Raw genomic sequence first — 21,091 nt, forward strand, 5'->3', positions numbered from 1 at the left:
TAGACAAGTCCAATCTGTAGTACTTTCACCGAAAGCCAGATCATCGATATCTCCAGTTGTGTATCACTATTAAATCTAGCATACAAACTTCGAGCTTTTCTGAGACGTAACCGAAAGTTCGTCGAAGTACCGCCAATTCCTGCTTATCAACCAAAGCAAGCAACGCCATATCCTTTTGTTGCCTCCTACAAACCAAAAACAAAGCCCACAACAGGGTGGGCTTTGGTTATCAGTCTTCTGAACTGACTAAACTAGTGAGTAACTTTTTGAAACCATTGTTCAAACCAAAAGTTAAAAGTTTGCTTGAAGCGTCAAACCACTGTACGCCGAGTATGCATTCAACATCACGTGATATCTGCCGCTTTGGGTGACATTCACCGTACAAGTCTCGCTGTTGCCCGATCGGTAAGGTCGGCAGTCCCACGTACTAAGCGTTGGTTTATCCCCGAAACGTAGATACAGATCCGCATCGCCTGTGCCACCAATGGTGACCACTGTCAGCTGTTGACCCTGCTCTAAGTCCATGTAGAAGTAATCCTTTTGCCCTCGGCTGCCACTCAGTCCATTAACCGGCACGCCAGAGACTAGTTTTCCATCTGGATCTGGTCCAGGTGTTGGACCACCGCAATCCGGTTCACAGCCACTATCAGTCAAACTATACAGCAGTTTATTGGTGGTTCCTCTTGTGTCAGAAACCTTATTCTCCGAGGCTCTTGAGTTCAGTAACCCTGCGAGTTGAAGCGGTGTTAAGCCATTGTTTTCCTGTAAGTACAAGGCTGCAACGCCCGCAACATGTGGCGTCGCCATGGAAGTTCCGCTAATCGTTTTATAGCCGCCATCATACCAAGCAGACTTAATTTGAGATCCCGGTGCGAATAGATCAACACAGCTGCCCCAGTTCGAGAAGCTTGAACGCGAATCAGAGCTGGTTGTGGAGCCCACCGTCACACCACTTGGTACACGAGCTGGTGATGTATTACACGCATCGGCATTTGAGTTACCCGCTGCCAACATAAAGCTCACGCCGGATTGAATTGCGCCTTGTACCGCGCTATCCAATGCGGTTGAACGACCGCCACCTAAGCTCATGTTGGCGACTGAAGGCCCTGATGCATTTTGAGCAACCCAGTCCACACCAGATATTACGCCAGATGTGGTTCCTGAACCCGAACAACTAAGTACTCTTACCCCAACAATATCGACATTTTTAGCCACACCGTACTGGCTACCGCCAATCGTTCCTGCAACGTGGGTACCATGCCCATTACAGTCACTCGAATCAGCATCATTATCCACGAAATCATAGCCAGAAACCGAGCGCCCGCCGAATTCCTCATGATTATTATTAACGCCCGTATCAATCACGTATGCTGTTACGCCAGAGCCATCAAAATTGGCATTATAGTTTCGGTCCAAAGGAAGACTTCTTTGATCAATTCGGTCTAGCCCCCAAATCGCGTTACTTTGAACGGCTTCATTTGAAACAACAGGATCGATACTGAGTATTTGATCTTGTTCTATATATTCAACGCGAGAATCACGTCTGAGTTGCTTTAATTGAACTGCGTCTAGATTTGCCACAAAGCCAATAATGGAGCTATCAAAAACATCGTCTGTTTTGATTGAAAACGAATTGGCCATCTGGCCTACCGTTTGTTGAGTGAACTGCTGTAATCCAGCCGCGTCATTCATTAGCATCTGCGGTTGTTTCAATACAACAATATAACGATCAGTGATCGCATCATCTGATGAAGCCAACATCAGTGGAGCAATAGGTTGTTGTAAGTTTTCAGTTGAATTTAAAGCCGAACCTTGAGCCAAACTTGATGCAGAATAGATACCAAATGTGGCTGCAATACAACAACTTAATACTTTCTTTAACATAGCTTGTTCCTTGATATTTTAGGTTTGTTGGTTGTTACCTACGACAAACACGAAAATGCAGACAGCTAGCGTTATACGCTCAATACGTGAAGCAACAGTGTTACAAATTCAACCTAAGACAATACGAATGAGATTGCTTATTAATTTATATTCATCTCACTAGGAACTTCGAGTGGGGGCAAACTATTTTGAAAAGCTTATGCAATCACATTTTATATAATTTGATCAAAAGCTCTAATTTTAACAAAAGTCGAATGGTTGGTTAAAAATGGTGTATGTGAGAGGTATCATCTTCACTATTGACATATTACACACCAAAAATCCCGCAAAAACTCAAAAATACAGCATCAAAATTAAAGGTGATTAGTCCTGCTTATAGTGAATAAATATTATTAATTGTACTCGCAGGCAGCTTATCTCTATCTTGGCTACATTACCCAACACCATAAACCAACGCGATTACACAGGGAAAACGATGACCGCCATTACCGATTTAGACATTCTGTTAAAGTCCATGTCACCTGAGCTCATTGAAGGTGATTATGTTTTTTGTACGGTAGATGGAGGACTAGCCGACTATGTCCACCTCAATCCGATGGCGACCTTTCGAGAAAAAGAAGGGTTAACTTTGGTGCTGACAGAAGAAGTGGCGACTCAAGCGCAGTTAAGTTTCGACGGTGTATTTAGCATGATCACTTTATCGGTACACTCGAGCCTAGAAGCCGTCGGGTTAACAGCCGCCTTTGCGACTAAACTTGGCTCGTACGGCATCAGTGCCAATGTGATTGCAGGCTATTATCACGATCATATCTTCGTCCAAAAGCACAAAGCTGATCAAGCCATGAGCGCACTTCGAGAATTCTCAGAAGCAAACTAGCAGAAGCGAACTAGTAACATAAGCGCTCTAAGTAGATGAGTTCGCTTGTTCACGGATAAAGCTGACCAAGAGCTTGGTGAGATGCGTGTGATAGCTCATTGACCGATAATGGATGTAAATCGTTAGTGGGGCTAATTCAAGGTCTAACCGTTGTTCGACCAACGAGCCCCGGTCCAACTCATCTCGACAGAATTCTCTTGGTAACGCTACAAAACCTAACCCTTTGACAGCTATAGCTTTAGCGATAAACCCGCCATCAACATTGATGTCTGACTTGATAGCCACACTCTTCAAGCCTTCTGGCCCACTAAATATCCAGGGGTTACCAGCAAAAGCTTTGTAACTTGAAATACAAGGCATTGCGGACAGCTCCTCAACTGTGGTCGGTGAGCCATATTCCGCCAGACAAGATGGCGAAGCTAAAACCGAACTCTCCCATTGACACAATGGCCGTGAAACCCAGTCACGATCATCAAGCAAGCCTCGCTCAAAACTAATAACGATATCAGGATCGCTGTTTAACGCGCTTTCTATCGACGTACTGTGTTCGCAAAACAGAGAAACATTGGGGTAGCTAAGAGCAAAATCAGCGAGCACATCACCAATGAAAGGGATGTCTGGTGAGCTCACGCGAATACTGCCTTTCATTGACTCCGTTGAAATGCTGACGTTTTGCAATGTTTGGCTCAATTGACGAAGAGGCTCTCGGATTTCGTTGTAAAGCATTTCACCGGCCGAAGTTGGCGTCACCTTTCTGGTTGTCCGGTAGAACAATTTATTGCCAAGCTCAGCTTCAAGCTGTTGAACATGTCTACTTACCGTTGAGCTAGGAATTAGCAAGCGTTCTGATGCCTTTACAAAGCTACTCTGTTCAAAGACACAAATAAATGAGTTCAACCAAGCGTTATCGATCCTTTCCAATTCATTATCCCAAAACTGCTAATACTGAATCTAATATTAGCCTATTTTTCAGGATTATTTATCACGATAAGGTACAGAAAATTCGCTAAGGAGAACAAATTATGACAGCAATCAAATCGAAAATTTTTGAGCGCGATGGATACCAACTCAAAGTAGAGCAGCATGGTAAAGGACCGAAATTATTGATTATTGGCAGTGTTGATTATTACAAAAGAGTGATTCCAACAAGGCTTCACGATCACTTTACTTGTCTGTACCTAGATCATCGAGGCTTTGCTCAAACCTTAAACGACAAGCATAACAACACCATCACTCTAGACATTATTTCCAAGGATATTGAAGCTACCTGCGATCATTTCAATATTCGTAAAACCAGTATTCTGGGGCATTCCGGACACGCGTACATGGCACTCCATTTCGCGAGTTTGACCGATATTCAGATTAATAAAGTAATGGTAGTAGGTGCTCCGCCAAACCTGTCGGAGGCGATGAAAGCTAAGCAATTTCTTTACTGGGAGAACAATGCCTCACACGAGCGAAAGCGCCTTTTGGAGCAAAGCCTTGGAAAGCTTGAACACGATATAAACAGAGAACCACATAGGAAGTTTGCGCACTTGTGTCATAGACTAGGCCCGATGCGTTGGGCAGATCCTAGCTTTAATGAGCTCCCCCTTTGGGAGCAAGTTACAACCAATACGGCGCTACTGGATTCGCTCTGGGGTGATGCCTTTGGCAAAATAAACCTCGCTACGCTACCCCATGCTAACCAACTGGATGTTACAGTCGCCATTGGTGAGCTTGATTTCAGCATCGCACCTTTGGATATGTGGTTGCCTTTAAAAGAGACATTTGGCTCGCTTGAACTAGTGGCGCTTAAAGGTGTATCTCATACTCCGATGTTCGAAACACCCAAGGAGTTTGTTGAGCTAATGTGTCATCACCTACTAGGTTAAACCAACGACCTGTCTAACAGACATTCGAGAATCAGAAGACTGCAACTAGCAAGCACAAAAAAAGCGACGCAATGTACGTCGCTTTGGCTTATTGCTTAACGCAAACAGGCTGATCAGGCATCAGTCCATTAAATGCTTAAGCAAGCTTAAAAGTCGCCACTTTGTCACTTAAACCAGCGGCTTGGCTCTTAAGTTCATTCGACTCAGTTAAACTGTCCTGAGCACCTACCACCAAGTGGTCAGTCACATCTTTAATGGTCGTAATATTCTGAGTGATCTCACCCGTTACATGGGTTTGCTCTTCTGCTGCAGTCGCAATTTGAGTCGCCATGTCGCTAATCAAGGCAACCGACGTGTTTATCTCTTCTAGCGCGAGAGAAGCTCGATCCGCATCTTCTACTGAATGTATTGCTAGCTTAGAGCTCGTCTCCATCAGTTCAACGGCTTGCGCTGTAGTGCGCTGTAGAACATCGATCGTTGCCTTAATCTCTTCCGTTGAAGAGTGAGTGCGCTGAGAAAGCACACGAACTTCATCGGCTACTACGGCAAAACCACGACCTTGCTCACCGGCACGAGCGGCTTCAATAGCGGCATTCAAAGCAAGCAAGTTCGTTTGCTCCGCAATGCCTTGAATGGTGGCTAATACAGTTGAGATTTCTTGAGCGTGTTTATTCAGATCGCTGATCACACTACCCGCTTCGTTCACTTCATTCGCTAGGTTATTGATGGAACCTTTAGTGTCGACAACTAATGCGTGACCGCTGTTGGTGCTCGTCGCTGAGTCTTGCGCGGCTTTTGCCGTTTGCTCTGCATGCGATGCGATCTCTTGCGTTGCACTCGCCATTTCAGTCACGGCCGTAGCGACCATCGTGATTTCTTGCTGTTGATGGTTTAGCTCATTCACCGAAAGGTTTGCACGTTGTGCGCTCTGTTCAGATTGGCTGTTCAACTGCTCAGATTGACTACGGATATGGCCGATTAGCTGCTGCAAGCTGCCGACAAACGTATTGAAGTTCTGAGCAAGCTCGCCCACTTCATCTTGATTATCAACATGAATGCGTTGAGTTAAGTCACCACTGCCGTTCGCAATTTGCGCCAGAGCTTGAGACACATGATTCAGTGGACGGAATAGAATGGTGCAAAGTAAGTTAAATAGTACAGTACAAACCACAACCACCAGCAATGTCACCAACACCTGACCGATAACAGCATCAAAGAGTGGCGCGACCAAAGAGTCATGATTCACCACGCTAATCGTAATTAGATTGGTTCCATCAATCGTGCGTGCGTACAGCACATAATCAGTCCCGTTCAACTCAATGGAAATGTCCTTACCGCTTACCAACGCCTTTTGCACATCTGAAAAGTTCAAACCAAGTGAGCTGATATCTTTGTTCAGTAGCTTAGTGTCTGCGTGCGTGTAAACCGTGCCCTTGTTGGTCGCGATAAACATGTAACCTTCACCTGGAAGAATTACTTGCTCAAGGCTGTTCAGAATGTCGGTAATTTCAACATCCGCCCCCAATACCACCTGTTGGCCATGCAATTGCATTGCGGTGCCCAGTGACACTACATTCGCTCCTGTTGCCGCTGCAACCGTAGGGTTGTCCATGAAAACCTTACTTGGATTGGCAACCGCATTGGTATACCAGCCCCACAAACGAGGATCATCATTCCCCGGTGGTAGCACTACCCCGTTGGCATTCTCTTGTGAGCCATCAGGATACGCTAGGAAGACATTATCAAAAGAGCCAGAATCGCGAACCTGTTTCAGGTGAGTAACCAAACTTTCCTTTCGGGACTCTTGAGACAGAGAAGTAAGCGCACGCTCTTTGGATAAGATCCAATCCGATACATATTGATTGTAAGAAGCCGATGCACCTTCTAAGCGCTGTTCAACCTCTGTATCCAATCGCTGCAATGAAGCACGAAATGAAAGTACTTCAACCAAAATCCCCCCCAGGATGATGGCAAGGCTGGCAGAGATCGCCAGCTTATTCTTAAGTGAGAGTTTCTTTAACATAGGAAACCTATAATTTTTATATAAATAGCCCGCAGAAACAGAACCGTTCCCACGCTTAAAGCAAGCTGATATATTTTACACATTAAAATAAATTATAAAATGCCCTAAGATATTGTATTTAAGGTATATGTGAGCCGAAAAATAGATCCAGATCAAACCAAAAGGTCGAATATCATTGGATAAGGTTCTATTCCACTTCCTCGTTATTATGTCGAGAATAAATGCCGCGCGTGTTGATTCGTTATCAATCACAAGCCAACCCAAAAGGCCTCGTCGTTACGAGACCTTTAATTTCTATCTATAAAGAGACGTGACCTATGCCATTTATTGTTCACTTTAAAAGAAATGAATCTCCATATTGCTAAACAGCCGCTAATGGTTTTTGGCTAGCTTTTGATTGATAAACAGTGCTGATAAAATGATAACCAACGCTAACCATGTTGTGGGGTGAACAGACTCATTCGCAAGTAATACTCCGATGAACACACCCACAGCGGGTACAAGATAGTTCGTCATTGAAGTAAATACTGGCCCGGCGTTTTGTATGCTCATCATATAAAGATAATAAACAATACCTGCACACATCACTCCTAAGTAAACCAACGAAAACACTGATGAAGCGGTAGGCTTAACGCTGACGATTGGCGAAGTCAAAAACGCAATTAACATCAGTTGAATGCTCGCCATACAAAGTACATTTCGTGCAACAATCAATGGATGCTCACCTCTCACTCGATTAAGTAATAGTAATGCAATAGCGAAACACACCGCTGCAACCATAATGGCAGTGGCACTTATTAAATTGATATCACCAGTAGTCAATAATAGCTCTGGGGAGAATAAGACTAATAACCCACTAAAGCCGACGATGACACTTACAGCGTTCCCCTTGGTTATTCTTGCATCTTTTATAAAAACAGGTGCTAGCAATAACGCATAAAAAGGGAGTGTGCCCATCAGTATCGCCGCAATTGAACTGGATAAGCTCTGCTGTGCCCAAGGCACAAGAATAAAAGGGATCGCAGCTTCTAATAGCCCTATAAGAGCAAAAAGCCCCCACTGATTGCTAATGCTTTTAACTCTTATAAGGTTACATATAACAATAAGTGTCATTGCACCTAGCACTGCTCTAAGTGTCCCAACCCAGACTGGAGAGAACCCTTGAAGTGAGATTTCTTGAAAAACAAATTGGGAACCCCAAATTAGCCCGATAGCGATTAACGTTAAATAATTTTTTAGCATGTTTAATATTGCCCAGAGGAATTAATCTGATGAAAAGTAAAAATGAGATGTGCTGAAAAGGTTGCCTTATTTATTACTACTCGATATTTCAGATTTAAAGGCCACAGCATCGACTTCAATTAGCATTTCATCTAACGCAAGTCTAGGTACTGGAATCAGTGTACTCGCGGGTAAGCGCTCTTCAGACCAACGTTTGAGCATTTCTTCACTCCAGATATGCAGTTTATCTGAATCATGCTCAACGATTAGAACGGTAATCTTTACGACATCGCTAAAATCCATCTCATGAGCCTTCAAAGCAATATCAAGGTTAGATAATACAACCTGGACTTGACGACGAAAGTCTTCCACCAATTCATGTTCTAGCCCTTCACCACCGCTTTGCCCTGAAATAAAAACAAACTCTCCGTTCGCGGAGGTCTTCACCGTATGGCAAAAACCAAAAGAAGTTGGGTTAAAAAGTTTTTCAGGATTATAAAATTTCAATCTTTTACGTGACATTCTTTTGACCTATTAAGCTGTGTTTTTAACGTTAGGGAGTGTAAAACTTCAACTTAACTTTAAGTCAACAAACAATTTTCATTAAATCAGTTATCTATGGGGGTAACCTAGCGTTCACCTTATCATTCGATTAATCTTATAAGTCGTTATGTCCATAGAGTTTTCTTATGTCTCGAAGCCAACGCCTCTTTGATTTGCTTCAATTATTGCGCTGTCACAAATATCCCGTGCCTGCCGATCACCTTGCTCAAGAACTGAATGTCAGTACACGTACCATCTATCGTGATATTGCAACACTACAAGCACAAGGCGCGGAAATCGATGGAGAAGCTGGTGTGGGCTACCAGCTCAAACCTACCTTTACTCTGCCACCAATGATGTTCACCTCGGAAGAGCTAGAAGCGTTGCGACTCGGAGCGGAATGGGTCGCTAAGCAAGCTAATGGAGAGTTCAGTGAATCGGCTAGAAATGCGATTGCCAAGATCTCGGCCGTGCTCCCTTCAGATCATCAGGCTAAACGCAGTGAAGATATCATTCGTGTTGCTTCAATCATTGGGGTTGAAGATTTAGGTTTTGAACTGTCGGAGATAAAGTTAGCGATTAAGCAACAAAACAAAGCTCAAATTCAATATACAGACGCCAAGGCAAAAGTCAGTTCTAGGGTCGTATGGCCTATGCTGATCGGCGTATTTGAAAACTGTTATGTATTGGTCGCTTGGTGTGAAACACGCAGTGCTTATCGAAACTTCAGGTTGGATAGGATTAACGAATTGACCATACTGGAAGAAAAGTATTCAAAGTCACGGAATAGCTTACTCAAAGAGTGGCAAAGCATGGAAGGGATTACAGACAAAGTGGTTCGCTACTGACAAAAACTGTCACTAGTTAGAGATATATTCCTGTGGTCCAAAGAAGCACCACACCAGATAACCTAACTAGGAGCAGTCATGTTTACCATCGATTCATTTGTCCTTTATGTCACTGACATTCACCGCAGCATGGATTTTTATTCCAAAGCCTTTGATTGTGAGCCAACACTGCTATCTCCGACATTTGCAGCCTTAACTTTTGCAAGCAATGTGAAGATCACCCTCAAGCAATCTGACGCTCTAACGCCAACTGGTGGCGGCACTGAGCTATCGATAGCAATGACAGGTAAGCAAGCTCTGGAAAACCTCTATAAAGAATGGAAAGCGAAAGGAATCCAGTTTGAACAAGCACCAGAAGAGTCCGTGTTTGGTATCAACTTTGTCGCGATTGACCCAGACGGCCACCGCATTCGAATCTTCGCCTAAATGAAAAAGAGCAAGCGACACTCTAGTTGCTTGCTCATCTCATCTCATCTAGCTCATCAGCCAAAAAGAACTAACCGAAGTCTATCGTCAGTAACAATCGAGGTTCTTCAGATGAAGTGACAGGCGAACGGTGGACAAGGCCTCTGTTTTCATTACCGCTCCAACGCTCTCCTTTCAATAACGCCACATCACCAACGGCCATTTGCTGGATGTCAGACTCGTCATTGTAGAGGCCAGATGCTGAATCTGGCTGGCCATTACTTCCACGACCGAGTTTAGAGCGGTCAACCGCACCATTCTCTAACCATTGAGTCGCAATACCATGATAGGTTGTCACCAGTCGGCAAGGTACTTGGTCAAAATGAAAGCGAGGGCACATTGCCTTGTTCAGTACAGCCAAACGGAGACCAACTTCTTCAAGCTCAAACAAGCAACAGAACATGTCCACCAGCTCAGCCATATTTTCTAGCAGGGCTTTTGAAGCCGTTCCGTCTGTAGCAAATTCCAATTTGTCAAAAGCGTTTGCAGGTGACACGCTAACAGACTTACTAAAATTTGGGTTAGCCGCAATAAATTCATTGATTTCAGATACAAAACTCTCATCAAAGTTACGCTGCCATATCGCGACATTGATATCATCTTGATAAATGTCAGCCAACACGGTCGGGGATGGAGCAGCACTACAAGATGGATTTCGGCCCTCCTGCCCTTTGTGAGTCAGCACTCCATCAATACTTGACGATTGATTACAACTCGTTGTCAAAGGTTCAGCTAAAACGGCATTCATGATCTCATCTCCTTGCTGCGCGCTCGTATTCTCTAGAGGCAATATCTATGTTTGCCAAAAGAACAAATTAAAGAAACGTTATAACATAACAGTATACATTGAAACAACTCAGGAGATCATGGTTCCATAAGTACCAATATGAGATGAGTACCCCCTACCGAATTTAGCGCATGAGTAAGGTGGTGAGCTGAGCTTGCTCCTATACTTCTCGAAGTTGTTCAGAATACGAACAGCGCTATTTGGTTCAACTGGCAATCCATTATGTGGTGACAACTTATGAAAAAACTACTTACAACAATCGGGCTTCTTTGCACCGTCATATCAGCGCAGTCTTTTGCAGAAAGCGGCTACACATTAGATCCGAAGCTGTCGAATGTCACATTCGCAACCATTAAGAAGCAGTTCGTCGTTGAACCCGCTTCCATCAAGCCTTCGTCCGGCGGGCTTACCGAAGAAGGGCAATTTTCAATCGTATTGGACCTGAAAAGTATTAGCACAGGCGTGGCCATTCGTGATCAAAGACTCAACGAGCTGTATTTTGAGTCAATGAACTTTCCTGAAGTTAAGATCTCAGGATCCGTTGAGCCTTCTCTGTTAACAGGTGAACCAAATAATACGACGATAGCAGCGGAAGTTACTCTGCACGGCGTGACCAAAAGCATCGACTTCCCTGTTATGGTCGTACCCTCTGACGGTTTTGTCATGGTGAATTCAACATCCACGGTCATCGTCAATGGCGCAGATTTTGGTATTTCGACCGACAACTTAAACAAACTTTCAGCAACGGTAGGCGGATTAGCGCTTTCCGATAAGGTGCCACTCAACTTCAACTTAATGTTCGATAAATAAAGGTCGATTACAGAGTGAGTTAACACGAGCCCTAACACTCATCAGGTAATCACAACGTTACCTGATGAGTGGGCGTAACTCCAAACCTCACACACTCCTCCTCGAACTTCCAATCTACCACTCGGAAGCGGCGTTAATGTCGTCGGTGTCACATGTCGTTACATAGCATGACCCCTTTAGGCTTTACATCTCAGTCGAGGTAAACAACAATCCCTGAGAATAAATCCATAACACAATGTATTTAGATATTATGAGTAACACTGAAAACAAAAAATCGAGTCCTCTTTTTGAAGTCGTATTTAACGTCCTTCTTCCATCATTTATCCTAATGAAGTTCAGCGGAGAAGAGCACCTCGGAACTGGCTTAGCACTGCTTGTCGCACTCGCCTTCCCTATTGCTTACGGTGGCATGGAGTTAATCCGCAACAAGAAATTTAACTTCATCGCTGCACTTGGCTTTGTCAGCGTGTTACTAACTGGTGGCATTGGTTTCTTCGAGCTAGACACGCGTTGGTTAGCTCTAAAAGAAGCCTTAATCCCTGGCTTAATTGGCCTAGCGGTACTTGGCTCTACCTTTACTCGCTACCCATTCATCCAAAAAGTGATTTTCACGCCTGCATTGCTGAACATAGCTCTAATTGAAGAGCGTTTAAAGCAATTTGGAAACCAAGCTAAGTTTGATCGTTGCCTAATGACGTCAAACTACATGTTCGCTAGCACGTTCGCATTCTCTTCTGCGATGAACTATTTCCTGGCGACTTGGATTGTTACTAGCCCTGCTGGTACTGCGGCGTTCAATGAAGAACTCGGTAAATTGACTCTATACAGCTACCCTGCAATTGCGATTCCAAGCCTGCTTATGATGTTAGGTATTTTTTACTACATCTGGCGCCAAGTTCGTGACATGACCTCACTAGAAACAGAGCAAATTTTTGTTACCAATAAATAAGCTCACTCAGAGCAGCTCAACCTGAATACCTTAAGCCCAGCAATTCGCTGGGCTTTGCTTTATCTATCATCAAGTAAAACGAATAACTCAGGTTGCAGATAATTGGCACGATGATGACTCACCCACTCCCTCAAACTCTAAAATTCCTGATAGCTCTTTTACTATTCGTATTTAAAACGCTAAAAATCAACAACTTGTATTAGACTGTCAATTGATGCTTTTCTAAACGATCTTGTTGGTTACTTAACAAAGCCCTACCCAATCACTGACAATATCGTACTTGGTGTTGATAAGATCACTCAAGCTAGGTGCCAAAGGTAGACACCAGCCTTACTCACTAAGGAATCAAGAATATGAACAAATCTCAATTAGTTGAACACATCGCTACATCTGCAGACATTTCAAAAGAACAAGCGGGTAACGCGCTAAATGCACTTGTAGAAGGTATTTCAACAACGCTTGCTAACGGTGATGAAGTAGCGATCCTTGGATTTGGTAGCTTCAAAGTAAACACTCGTGCCGCTCGCACGGGTCGTAACCCACGTACAGGCGAAGAAATTCAAATCGCTGCATCTAAAACACCAGCATTCAAAGCAGGTAAAGCGCTAAAAGAGGCGTGCAACCTTTAAGCTAGCGCCCTAAAACGCAGAACTTTAAGGAAAATGACGATGACTACGCCAAAGGAAAAAGCCAAAAGCAGTCGCGTTAAAAAAGCAGGTAAATCAACAGAAAACCAAGCACCTAAAACTCGACAACGTATTGAAGAGCTTCTAGAAGAGCGTGAACTGGCCAAACTGTTAGAGCTTTAATTTAGCCCTGCGTTGATAACAAGCGATAGATAAACAATGCCACTGCACCTTTGCAGTGGCATTTTTATTAACCATCAAAATATCTGAGATCTAGCCGTTTTACTCTTCGCAAATTCCACACACTAAGTAATTGTTCCTATTACATTGTCATACATACCCATACATACCTAAATTTCACTTTTCATTATCATCGCAGCCTTGATGTTTAAGAGTGTAAAGAACGTAAAACCCGACGCGGATGTGTTCGGGGAATGCTTCTTCTTTTGAGGTGATTATGAATGTAGTTCGTATGGGAATTGAAGCTAATGCCCATAAAAACAAGGGCAAGTACAAAGCAATAGCTAAGTTTACAATTAGAGCACTGTTTTACTACTCAGATATGAAAAAAATGAATGAGAACTTCGATTCTGATGAGAGAAAGCTCTTATTCAAAAAGCATCCGAACTTTCTATCTAAGTTTGTCACACCTTATCTATGTAATGGCTTTAATAGAAAGCAAAAAATCGAGATTTTATCAAAGCATTACGACTGGTTTGAAGATACCTTCAACAAGCCAGCTCGACTCAAAATATACAATGACACGCTAAATATCATGGAGTTAGAAATTGATGGGCTAACTTACCTCTTAAACCTCAGTTTCGAACGTAATTCAAGGAAAGAAGGTGAACTCACCCTATCTCTGACTGACTCACAATTGAATAAGATGTATACCCTATCCTTCTCTGTCTTTAACAATGATATCTATATCGGTGGTGTTCAAGGTGGTGCTAATGGTAACGGGTTCAGCCGTATATTTACTAAAGCGATTTACGGTTTAAGACCTAAATCATTCATAGTCGAGACACTCCGATTATTGGCGGTAGGCCTCGATATTAGAAATATTTATGCAGTTAACGAAGCAAGCCATGCGTACAATTTACTTAGGTATGGAAAGAAAAGTAAAAATTTCACTCTAAAATATGATGAGCTTTGGGAAGAGCATAACGGAGCACAACATAACAAGTGCTTTTACGTGTTGCCTTTACGCGCAACAAGAAAGGATCTTGAGCCGCTTAAACGCCAAAAACGAAAGCTATACCGCCAACGTTACGCTTGGCTGGACCAATATGAAGAGGATCTCAGAGCCGCTATTAACCCTCACCTACAGGCTCCTATTACGTTAAACGTAGATTTAGCGAAAGCAAGTTGAGAGAGTGTAAACTCGCCACACCTTCTTAACATCCGCAAATAAGTGACTTGTGACACAAAGAAAGCCTCGTATTCACGGGGCTTTTTAACACGTCCCCATAATCTCCCTCCTCACTAATTAGCACAATTCCAAAGCCCTACCTTAAATCTAGAGAGAAAAACAGGATAAGAAGCAAGTTCAAAGCGGTGATTTTTTGACCTCCTAGTGAGATTGTATTGATAACATTATATCAACAAAACCATAACTTTTGAGCATTACGTTGCATATCTAGAAATCTACGGATAATTCATATTGCAAGAAGATCTTATTTATACAATTAATAGCGCCGAGCCAAAAATAGGCTCATTAATTAAAACCAATAACGGAGATTGTAAAATGATTAATTTTGAAAACGTCATGGCTGATTTTAATGGTCCAGAAAGCGAAGAACTAAACCTATGTGAATTAAATTGGGATGGACCAAACAACGGTAATGATCGTCGAAACATGATCGCTTTTGAAGACCAAGAGTAACTAAAACTAACCTGCTAGCTTTATATTAGCTAGCAGGTTACAGGAGGACAATATGTATTTTTCACTTGGTTCAAACACGGTTAAAAAGAATTTTCTAGATCTCTATTCAAGAAAAAACGACATCAATGGTTTAACTCAAGAGAATGCTAAGCAACGCCTTAAAGATTCGTATATACAAACAATATCTCAATTCATTCCGATAGGTCTGGATAACATCTCAGAAAACAATCAGATACTTAAGATAAACGAGCCAAACCTATGTAGTGAGTTGTCTACAGGTTATAACTTGTCAAAACTCGACGACTTATCCCAGTCGGACATTATATCTAACTCAACATGTAATGTAACTTCAGAAGAGATGGCCGACTATTTACTCTCTCTAGACTATCTAAAAGAGTTATCACCTGACCTCCATGAAGTTTTCGAGTTGGCTATTAATGTCATATTTTTCATGCGCTCAGATCAAGCAAGTGGCGGAAGCACCTCTGGTATGCCAGGTGTTATTTGGGTAAACCCTAAAACACATTGGTGTATAAATAACCGAGTCGAGTTCCTCGTTCATGAATTAACACATAACCTCTTATTTATTGAAGAACTGATTAGAGGCCTTTATTCGTATGAAAATATGTATAAGGAAGAGAACTGGACTCGTTCTGCAGTCTTAAATAAATCTCGCCCTCTCGATAAGTCATACCACAGTGCAGTTGTAGGAACCGAGTTACTCTTATTTCGACACGAGTTATCGATCGTACCAAAAGAATTTTGTGCTCACCCGCCAACAGAACAATTATTAGCGCAAACACTAACGTCAATCCAATCTTGTTTAGAATCCCACTTATTGAAACCAAGAGGGAAAGAGATATTAGAAGTGTGCAACGCAAAATTGGAGAAAATATGAGTTTTTCTGAGAAGGAGCAGGCCTTCATCGGTGCCCTATTGGTTAACAACCGGCTTTCTAACAAGACCCAGCTGATGCGCGCACTAGACGGGGACAGCGCCCCCATCACCGACCATATAGAGACATTGTTGTCCGGTGCAAGAATGACGAGTGACAGAGCTAGGTTTTTCCGCAATGGGACCGAACAAACAGAATTAGTCTCCACCAAAGGCATGAATAAACATGGGAAAACCAATCTCTATATAAGAAACGATAAGCTACACGACCAGTTTCTTGTTGGAGGTACGTTTGCTATGGACTCTATTGATGAGTTCAAAGGCTACTTTTCATCGACTACTCGGCAACTTAGCGAGCTTCTTCATTGTGAATCATCAGCTAATTTGTATGTTTCTTACGGTTCAATCAGCGGATTTGGATACCATAAAGACGACCACCATGTGTTGGTCAAACAACTGGCTGGTCAGAAGCGCTGGCAATTTAGCGAGAACCAAGACGATATCGTACTCAGCGAAGGTGATCTCCTCTTTGTTCCTAAAGGAGTTGCTCATAACCCTGTTTCGGAATCACGTAAATCGTTCCATGTGACTTACAGTATTGTTACGCCTACGCTATCGGACTTTTTAAAGTGGGCGTGCTTACCTACACACCAGACAAGGCTCGATAATATTAGTGCGGAAGACCATATAGCGCTTAAGGAGGAGATCGAGTCGTTACACGCTAATTTCCTTAGATACAGAAAGAACAAAGCACACGCCTTTCGAAATTACAGCACTAAACGGATATTCCCTGTATGAAGTTTGAATCAGTAAGATCTATTGCGCTAAGCCTGTTCAATAAGCACTCTTGGTTGGCAATCTCCTTTGCGGGTATACACCAGCTATCTATCGCAATCTCTGTTTACGCATCCGTTCAAATTATCTACGAAGTCAATAATGTTGGCTTCGACAGTGTTGATTTCAAACTGTGGGCCGCTGTTTACTTGACGTGTATGGTGCTGCCTTACTGTGTGTCATATTTCAGTGACATGTCTCGGGAGGCTTGGTTGTGCTCTGCACTAAGTGACTTTTGGTCTGCTGCCACAACGATCTACGGTTCGTGCACCAACAAAACTGACACCGATAACATCAAAGGTATTCTGGTCTCTCAAGGTAAAGAGACCATCATTAGCGTTATTGGTTATTCATTTCATTCTATCTCTGCACTACTAAACTTCAGCTTGAGCTTATTAGTGATTAGTGTGGTTTTAGACTATCGATTTGCTCTCTCAATCCTGGTCAGCGCATTCTTTATTGCTGCCTACAAGATCTACATATCCAAAAGAATGGAGGGGCTATCGGAGACTCGAAATACTCAAGGCTCAATCCTTACCAAGAAATTATCGGCCATCCATGAAAACTATCATCACGGCTCGTCTATTAATCGTGACAGTTTTCAGAGTGATACACGACTGAGTACCGAGGCGTATCTTTCATCTCGAATGAAAGAGGCTCGCAGTAAATACGCTGCGATGCTAATCACTTCTTTATTTTCGCTCTTACCCACCACTTCTTTAGTCGTGTTTTTGCTGTTTTCACCTCAAACAGATGCAGCGATTAAACTGGGGATTGTGGTAAACCTGACTCGTATCTACCATCTGCTTGCTTCGGCAAACGAATTAGTATCGATAATTATCCTGCTACCTAATATAAAAGGGCAGCTTAGGCTACTCACCAAATTTAATGACACCAAAGCACCATTTAAAATAGATACGCCTACTATTGAGCTCAAAGATAATCAAACCAATAAACCAGTCAGCGCAAATGAACTTCAGAGCTATCGTAACGGCTATCTCTCTGTTATTGGTTCGAACGGTTCTGGAAAAACCACTTACCTTAAAGACTATCAACGAAGTTCCGGCGCTCTGTATTTCAACCCCTCGTACCGCGTATGCTGGCCTTGGGAGTCGGAGCTAAATAAAGAAGATATTTCCGACGGAGAGTACACCAAGAAATGCCTAGATTGGTTACTCAACAACACGCAAGAGACGCTATTACTTGATGAATGGGACGCTTTTTTGGATAAAAAGAAAAGAGCCGAATTAGAAGAGAAGATCGAATCTGACTCAAAGTCTCGTTTGATTCTCCAGGTTCGTCAATAAATTAAGCCTAGTAACGGATAACATTAAAGTAGAGCACCTCCAAAAACGAAATGTTAGCTTACTGAGTTTTGGTTGATATCGCGTTGACGATGCCATACTAGAAGCGCATGCTTTTATTTCCGAGCAGAATCGTTCTTGGCCTTATTGATAGCCCAACCAACCGAGAACGTATTCTGTGTAACGTGTCTAATTGAGTGGCGAGTCAGATGAATAAAGTGGTTATGTTTGTAATGGGGATGCTTTTTACCAGCCGATTGTTCGCCAGTATCGCACCCCATGTTAAGCAATTAGAGCATGACGCGCCTATCCTACTCCGCTCTGCGTTAATTGTTTTTGTTGCCGCTTATGTCGTTTGGACAGGTGTTAAATATTTCAAAAAGCGTAAAGTTTCAGCGTTGGAATCAGAGCAGACTGATAGCTAATGCCTCATGCTTTGTTTCGCTGTCTCGGTTAATTGTCCGCAAAATACTCGACTAGGATTTTACGCCACTTGCGAGACTCTCGAATTTGCAACAGAGCGCGGTTAATCTCTTCTTCGTAAGGGTTATTCTCAGTAATGATAAAACCGTAGTTCTGTTTCTCTAGCTGATACGGTAACACCTCTAAATCTTCAAATTGGCCGCGCATTCTACCGTTACCTATCATATATTTGAGCACCACATCATCAGCTACAATGGCGTCTACCTCTCCTTCCTCTAAAGCAGCCAATAGCCTTGGCATATCGATATAATTCTCGTGTCTGATACCGAAGCTCGTCAATAACAGAGAGGACGTAGTCGCGACCTTAGCACCTACTGCGACATTCGCTAGATCATTAATACCTTTGATCTGAGAAGACCCTTGGCTAAGTGTAAGTTTACTCGCTAACACAGCGGTAATACTGGCAATAAAAAGCATGCTGAATACACCAATGAACACCGTCGCGATTCGCCCTGTTAAGCTCTTAAACTCAAAGTAATTGAATGGACCTCGAGTAATGAAAAGTAATCCGAGAATAAAACTCTCTAGCCAGCGTCCAGTTCGGCTTTTCATCGAATAGAGCTTCTGGTTTTCACCGTGCTCGAGCATATAGAAAAATGCGCCAATGACACCTGCGATGATTACCACCACACCGATGATCAACCATAACGCAGGGTTCAAGAATATCGAGTGTAACGTCTCCAGATAGCCTTTCTTCTTCACTGCGATAGCAAGATGGGTTTCATAGAATGAGTGCGAGAAATCAGCGAACAGTTCACGTTCTGGCGTGATTGAGATGCAAGAGACACCAATATCGATTTGCCCCGTCTCTATCGACCTGAGTAAGTCATCGAGGGGGTGATTTTCTATCGTAAACGCAACATCCATATCCTTGGCGATCTTCTCCCACAGCTCAATACTGAGGCCATCCCACTCATTATCCATCGAGCCAATAACGAAAGGAGGACAAGGGTAAACGCCAACTTTAAGCGGAGCAGATGAAGCAGAAGTGCTGAAGAATGGAAAAAGTAAAACGATTGAAAGAGCACAGTATCGAAGTGTCGATTTGAAGAATTTTTGCATCAGCAGCCCTCCAAAAAAGGCAGCGATGAATTGAATCGAGTGCAAAGGCTCGCCTAACGAACACACCTTAGCGTCCTCATAAGTGAAAAAGTTTATGATAAATTCAATGCTGCCCTAGCTTTAATAGTTGTTACTTTAACTATAGAGAACCCTAATTATTCTGCAAAACATTGGGCTGTAAACCTAAGACATAAACTGACTTTGTGCCGATGAACACAGCTTCCCATTCTGAGTGATTTTGCTTTCTAAGAAGTGAATGTTGCGTCTGCTTTTGACCCAATGTGCGCGAACTTCTAACTCTTGACCAATGAAGATTGGATGATGAAAGCGAGACGTTAAACTCACTGTCATCGCATTGATGCTGTTTTGGAACAAGCAATGCAGCATCGCGCTATCGTGTAATGTGGTGACAATACCGCCCTGCATGATGCCATCGTAGCCCTCAACTTTATCTGTTGGTACAATCTTGGCAAAAGCTTCATATTTAACTAGAACTTCCTTCTTGGTTAAAGCTTCATGCACGCCAACGGCTTCAAAACAAATGGGGCCGTCTGCGAAAAAACCTTGGCTGCACACTTGGCAACGGCTATGGTTGTGAGGAATGAAAACCTTCATACTTTCCCTTACTCCTTTTTACCCTTAGATTTCTAGAGATTGATATGGCTCGACCAAAAAAACATCGCCAGTTATGTACCCGTGCGGCTTACTCTTGTTTCAAGCCCAATGGTGTTCCTATGGATGAGCTTCATAAGGAAGAACTGCTGTTAGAAGAATTGGAAGCCTTGCGCTTAGCGGATCAAGAAGGTCTAAGCCAACTTGAAGCCGCAGAACAGATGCAGGTGTCTCGCCAAACGTTCGGCAACATAATTAAACGAGCACGAACCAAAGTCGCTAAGTGCATCGTCAACGGCCATGCATTAGTGATTCAAGGCTCATAGTCCGAAGCTTTAACTTTGCTTGTCGACAGGCTCTCAAAGAACATTAATGTGATGGCTCAGTAATCTGATACAGCTTTCGGCTTTTCCCTTCGCACACATCCTTGCAATTGCACTCGCGCTCAATGTCTAACTGCGCGAGTCCTCCACAACTGCCTTTGATTGGCTTACGTGAAAAAATCACGCCAATTGCCATTAACACAACCATTCCAACAAAGGCCACCAGTGTGAGTAAAAATGTCATTTTCGGACACCTCGAATAACACTGAACCGGTTCAACTGGGGCGTGAGAATCGACGTTTCTTTCTTGTGTCCTTTCTCGCCACACATTTTCTTGCTGCATCCGCTATTTCGTGATTCTCGACCGTAATCAAGATCGGTGACTTCTTGCAGATTGTTGAAGTCCAAAGTCGCCACTTCCGCCTTTCCTTTTGACGAAAAAACACGAATATCGTTGTTGAACAAGTGCGCCAACATCTTCTTGCCAATGTGTCGAACTACCACAGCCTGCACATCGTAAGATTTAACGACACACATCCATTGTTTCTTCTTATTGCACGGGCTATCAGACTCAACCAAAGGGATAAGATGCTTTATGTGTTGTCGCTCATCGACAATAGCTATCTGAGGAGAACGAGCAAAATGGTTGCCGACATGAAGGGCGCGGCAAGGTACTGCGTATAACATGGTAACTTCCTGTTATTGATGATCAGGAGTTCAGAATACGCCCACTTATTAGCATATGCCAATAACTATCGTGTGAAAAATTAGATTTACCGTTTGTAGC

25 protein-coding genes are annotated in these 21,091 nt (G+C 43.0%); 15 read left to right on the plus strand and 10 right to left on the minus strand.

Going from position 1 to position 21,091, the window contains the following annotated elements:
* Positions 1-291: 291 nt before the first annotated feature.
* Positions 292-1,884 carry a S8 family peptidase gene (locus OH460_RS20490; RefSeq protein WP_239936781.1) on the minus strand — a complete coding sequence of 531 codons (1,593 nt, stop codon included), beginning with the start codon at positions 1,882-1,884 and terminating at the stop codon, positions 292-294.
* Positions 1,885-2,359: 475 nt separating this feature from the next.
* Here OH460_RS20490 and OH460_RS20495 point away from each other — a divergent pair, with 475 nt between their 5' ends.
* On the plus strand, positions 2,360-2,761 hold the full coding sequence (locus tag OH460_RS20495) for an ACT domain-containing protein (RefSeq protein ID WP_061031528.1): 402 nt from the start codon (positions 2,360-2,362) through the stop codon (positions 2,759-2,761).
* A gap of 27 nt (positions 2,762-2,788) precedes the next feature.
* On the opposite strand, the gene OH460_RS20500 is transcribed toward OH460_RS20495, so the two are convergent.
* Positions 2,789-3,682 (minus strand): LysR family transcriptional regulator, encoded by an 894-nt coding sequence (locus tag OH460_RS20500; protein ID WP_269999323.1) that lies wholly within the window; start codon positions 3,680-3,682, stop codon positions 2,789-2,791.
* Between the two features lie 101 nt (positions 3,683-3,783).
* On the opposite strand from OH460_RS20500, the gene OH460_RS20505 reads away from it, so the two are divergent.
* Entirely contained in the window at positions 3,784-4,635 is an 852-nt protein-coding gene (locus tag OH460_RS20505; RefSeq protein WP_269999324.1) for an alpha/beta fold hydrolase, read from the plus strand.
* Between the two features lie 136 nt (positions 4,636-4,771).
* On the opposite strand, the gene OH460_RS20510 is transcribed toward OH460_RS20505, so the two are convergent.
* From OH460_RS20510 to OH460_RS20520, 3 genes are all read right to left on the minus strand, one after another.
* Complete coding sequence (locus tag OH460_RS20510) at positions 4,772-6,658, minus strand: methyl-accepting chemotaxis protein (protein WP_239962373.1); 1,887 nt, start codon at positions 6,656-6,658, stop codon at positions 4,772-4,774.
* Between the two features lie 372 nt (positions 6,659-7,030).
* Entirely contained in the window at positions 7,031-7,900 is an 870-nt protein-coding gene (locus OH460_RS20515; RefSeq protein WP_269999325.1) for a DMT family transporter, read from the minus strand.
* Between the two features lie 66 nt (positions 7,901-7,966).
* Positions 7,967-8,401, minus strand: coding sequence for a RidA family protein (locus OH460_RS20520; RefSeq protein WP_008217422.1), 435 nt, complete (start codon positions 8,399-8,401; stop codon positions 7,967-7,969).
* A gap of 167 nt (positions 8,402-8,568) precedes the next feature.
* Between OH460_RS20520 and OH460_RS20525 the strand changes: the two genes are divergently transcribed.
* Both OH460_RS20525 and OH460_RS20530 read left to right on the plus strand, forming a co-directional pair.
* The gene (locus OH460_RS20525) at positions 8,569-9,270 is read left to right on the plus strand and encodes a helix-turn-helix transcriptional regulator (RefSeq protein ID WP_269999326.1); all 702 of its coding nucleotides are present in this window, start codon (positions 8,569-8,571) and stop codon (positions 9,268-9,270) included.
* Between the two features lie 78 nt (positions 9,271-9,348).
* Positions 9,349-9,696, plus strand: a complete 348-nt coding sequence (locus OH460_RS20530) for a VOC family protein (RefSeq protein ID WP_239939643.1) — start codon at positions 9,349-9,351, stop codon at positions 9,694-9,696.
* 70 nt (positions 9,697-9,766) lie between these two features.
* On the opposite strand, the gene OH460_RS20535 is transcribed toward OH460_RS20530, so the two are convergent.
* Positions 9,767-10,483: a DUF1826 domain-containing protein gene (locus OH460_RS20535; protein WP_239936773.1), complete on the minus strand. Its 717-nt coding sequence runs from the start codon at positions 10,481-10,483 to the stop codon at positions 9,767-9,769.
* Between the two features lie 276 nt (positions 10,484-10,759).
* Between OH460_RS20535 and OH460_RS20540 the strand changes: the two genes are divergently transcribed.
* The 10 genes from OH460_RS20540 (at position 10,760) to OH460_RS20585 (ending at position 18,249) form a co-directional block, all read left to right on the plus strand.
* Positions 10,760-11,332 (plus strand): YceI family protein, encoded by a 573-nt coding sequence (locus OH460_RS20540; RefSeq protein WP_269999327.1) that lies wholly within the window; start codon positions 10,760-10,762, stop codon positions 11,330-11,332.
* A 250-nt stretch (positions 11,333-11,582) separates the two neighbouring features.
* On the plus strand, positions 11,583-12,281 hold the full coding sequence (locus tag OH460_RS20545; RefSeq protein WP_004741780.1) for a VC0807 family protein: 699 nt from the start codon (positions 11,583-11,585) through the stop codon (positions 12,279-12,281).
* Between the two features lie 353 nt (positions 12,282-12,634).
* Positions 12,635-12,910 carry an HU family DNA-binding protein gene (locus OH460_RS20550; RefSeq protein ID WP_004741779.1) on the plus strand — a complete coding sequence of 92 codons (276 nt, stop codon included), beginning with the start codon at positions 12,635-12,637 and terminating at the stop codon, positions 12,908-12,910.
* 39 nt (positions 12,911-12,949) lie between these two features.
* Positions 12,950-13,090, plus strand: a complete 141-nt coding sequence (locus tag OH460_RS20555; RefSeq protein ID WP_162884293.1) for a hypothetical protein — start codon at positions 12,950-12,952, stop codon at positions 13,088-13,090.
* 274 nt (positions 13,091-13,364) lie between these two features.
* Positions 13,365-14,279, plus strand: coding sequence for a VirK/YbjX family protein (locus OH460_RS20560; protein ID WP_269999328.1), 915 nt, complete (start codon positions 13,365-13,367; stop codon positions 14,277-14,279).
* Between the two features lie 375 nt (positions 14,280-14,654).
* A complete protein-coding gene (locus tag OH460_RS20565; RefSeq protein WP_155647292.1) occupies positions 14,655-14,792 on the plus strand; it encodes a hypothetical protein in 138 nt (45 codons plus the stop codon).
* A gap of 52 nt (positions 14,793-14,844) precedes the next feature.
* Complete coding sequence (locus tag OH460_RS20570; protein ID WP_269999331.1) at positions 14,845-15,690, plus strand: aKG-HExxH-type peptide beta-hydroxylase; 846 nt, start codon at positions 14,845-14,847, stop codon at positions 15,688-15,690.
* Positions 15,687-16,484, plus strand: coding sequence for a JmjC domain-containing protein (locus OH460_RS20575; RefSeq protein WP_269999333.1), 798 nt, complete (start codon positions 15,687-15,689; stop codon positions 16,482-16,484). The genes OH460_RS20570 and OH460_RS20575 overlap by 4 nt, the downstream gene beginning before the upstream one ends.
* Positions 16,481-17,827, plus strand: coding sequence for a hypothetical protein (locus OH460_RS20580; RefSeq protein ID WP_269999335.1), 1,347 nt, complete (start codon positions 16,481-16,483; stop codon positions 17,825-17,827). Before OH460_RS20575 ends, OH460_RS20580 begins: the two co-directional genes overlap by 4 nt.
* Positions 17,828-18,033: 206 nt before the next feature.
* On the plus strand, positions 18,034-18,249 hold the full coding sequence (locus OH460_RS20585; RefSeq protein WP_269999336.1) for a hypothetical protein: 216 nt from the start codon (positions 18,034-18,036) through the stop codon (positions 18,247-18,249).
* Between the two features lie 28 nt (positions 18,250-18,277).
* Here OH460_RS20585 and OH460_RS20590 read toward each other — a convergent pair whose 3' ends face one another.
* Positions 18,278-19,369 carry a transporter substrate-binding domain-containing protein gene (locus tag OH460_RS20590; protein WP_269999337.1) on the minus strand — a complete coding sequence of 364 codons (1,092 nt, stop codon included), beginning with the start codon at positions 19,367-19,369 and terminating at the stop codon, positions 18,278-18,280.
* A gap of 183 nt (positions 19,370-19,552) precedes the next feature.
* Entirely contained in the window at positions 19,553-19,984 is a 432-nt protein-coding gene (locus OH460_RS20595; RefSeq protein ID WP_269999338.1) for a PaaI family thioesterase, read from the minus strand.
* 44 nt (positions 19,985-20,028) lie between these two features.
* On the opposite strand from OH460_RS20595, the gene OH460_RS20600 reads away from it, so the two are divergent.
* Positions 20,029-20,307 (plus strand): DUF134 domain-containing protein, encoded by a 279-nt coding sequence (locus tag OH460_RS20600; RefSeq protein ID WP_017096978.1) that lies wholly within the window; start codon positions 20,029-20,031, stop codon positions 20,305-20,307.
* A gap of 43 nt (positions 20,308-20,350) precedes the next feature.
* Here the strand turns inward: OH460_RS20600 and nqrM are convergent, their stop codons facing one another.
* Entirely contained in the window at positions 20,351-20,548 is a 198-nt protein-coding gene (nqrM, locus tag OH460_RS20605) for a (Na+)-NQR maturation NqrM (RefSeq protein ID WP_269999341.1), read from the minus strand.
* Positions 20,545-20,991 carry a NifB/NifX family molybdenum-iron cluster-binding protein gene (locus tag OH460_RS20610; RefSeq protein ID WP_269999342.1) on the minus strand — a complete coding sequence of 149 codons (447 nt, stop codon included), beginning with the start codon at positions 20,989-20,991 and terminating at the stop codon, positions 20,545-20,547. Before OH460_RS20610 ends, nqrM begins: the two co-directional genes overlap by 4 nt.
* Between the last annotated feature and the right edge of the window lie 100 nt (positions 20,992-21,091).

It is taken from the genome of Vibrio sp. Makdt, from assembly GCF_027587015.1.
Taxonomy (GTDB): domain Bacteria; phylum Pseudomonadota; class Gammaproteobacteria; order Enterobacterales; family Vibrionaceae; genus Vibrio; species Vibrio chagasii_B.

Excerpts from the sequence above, each read along its gene's own strand:
- OH460_RS20490 (WP_239936781.1), bottom strand. The coding sequence starts at position 1,884 with ATGTTAAAGAAAGTATTAAGTTGTTGTATTGCAGCCACATTTGGTATC.
- OH460_RS20495 (WP_061031528.1), top strand. The coding sequence starts at position 2,360 with ATGACCGCCATTACCGATTTAGACATTCTGTTAAAGTCCATGTCACCT.
- OH460_RS20505 (WP_269999324.1), top strand. The coding sequence starts at position 3,784 with ATGACAGCAATCAAATCGAAAATTTTTGAGCGCGATGGATACCAACTC.
- OH460_RS20510 (WP_239962373.1), bottom strand. The coding sequence starts at position 6,658 with ATGTTAAAGAAACTCTCACTTAAGAATAAGCTGGCGATCTCTGCCAGC.
- OH460_RS20515 (WP_269999325.1), bottom strand. The coding sequence starts at position 7,900 with ATGCTAAAAAATTATTTAACGTTAATCGCTATCGGGCTAATTTGGGGT.
- OH460_RS20520 (WP_008217422.1), bottom strand. The coding sequence starts at position 8,401 with ATGTCACGTAAAAGATTGAAATTTTATAATCCTGAAAAACTTTTTAAC.
- OH460_RS20525 (WP_269999326.1), top strand. The coding sequence starts at position 8,569 with ATGTCTCGAAGCCAACGCCTCTTTGATTTGCTTCAATTATTGCGCTGT.
- OH460_RS20530 (WP_239939643.1), top strand. The coding sequence starts at position 9,349 with ATGTTTACCATCGATTCATTTGTCCTTTATGTCACTGACATTCACCGC.
- OH460_RS20535 (WP_239936773.1), bottom strand. The coding sequence starts at position 10,483 with ATGAATGCCGTTTTAGCTGAACCTTTGACAACGAGTTGTAATCAATCG.
- OH460_RS20540 (WP_269999327.1), top strand. The coding sequence starts at position 10,760 with ATGAAAAAACTACTTACAACAATCGGGCTTCTTTGCACCGTCATATCA.
- OH460_RS20545 (WP_004741780.1), top strand. The coding sequence starts at position 11,583 with ATGAGTAACACTGAAAACAAAAAATCGAGTCCTCTTTTTGAAGTCGTA.
- OH460_RS20550 (WP_004741779.1), top strand. The coding sequence starts at position 12,635 with ATGAACAAATCTCAATTAGTTGAACACATCGCTACATCTGCAGACATT.
- OH460_RS20555 (WP_162884293.1), top strand. The coding sequence starts at position 12,950 with ATGACTACGCCAAAGGAAAAAGCCAAAAGCAGTCGCGTTAAAAAAGCA.
- OH460_RS20560 (WP_269999328.1), top strand. The coding sequence starts at position 13,365 with ATGAATGTAGTTCGTATGGGAATTGAAGCTAATGCCCATAAAAACAAG.
- OH460_RS20565 (WP_155647292.1), top strand. The coding sequence starts at position 14,655 with ATGATTAATTTTGAAAACGTCATGGCTGATTTTAATGGTCCAGAAAGC.
- OH460_RS20570 (WP_269999331.1), top strand. The coding sequence starts at position 14,845 with ATGTATTTTTCACTTGGTTCAAACACGGTTAAAAAGAATTTTCTAGAT.
- OH460_RS20575 (WP_269999333.1), top strand. The coding sequence starts at position 15,687 with ATGAGTTTTTCTGAGAAGGAGCAGGCCTTCATCGGTGCCCTATTGGTT.
- OH460_RS20580 (WP_269999335.1), top strand. The coding sequence starts at position 16,481 with ATGAAGTTTGAATCAGTAAGATCTATTGCGCTAAGCCTGTTCAATAAG.
- OH460_RS20585 (WP_269999336.1), top strand. The coding sequence starts at position 18,034 with ATGAATAAAGTGGTTATGTTTGTAATGGGGATGCTTTTTACCAGCCGA.
- OH460_RS20590 (WP_269999337.1), bottom strand. The coding sequence starts at position 19,369 with ATGCAAAAATTCTTCAAATCGACACTTCGATACTGTGCTCTTTCAATC.
- OH460_RS20595 (WP_269999338.1), bottom strand. The coding sequence starts at position 19,984 with ATGAAGGTTTTCATTCCTCACAACCATAGCCGTTGCCAAGTGTGCAGC.
- OH460_RS20600 (WP_017096978.1), top strand. The coding sequence starts at position 20,029 with ATGGCTCGACCAAAAAAACATCGCCAGTTATGTACCCGTGCGGCTTAC.
- nqrM (WP_269999341.1), bottom strand. The coding sequence starts at position 20,548 with ATGACATTTTTACTCACACTGGTGGCCTTTGTTGGAATGGTTGTGTTA.
- OH460_RS20610 (WP_269999342.1), bottom strand. The coding sequence starts at position 20,991 with ATGTTATACGCAGTACCTTGCCGCGCCCTTCATGTCGGCAACCATTTT.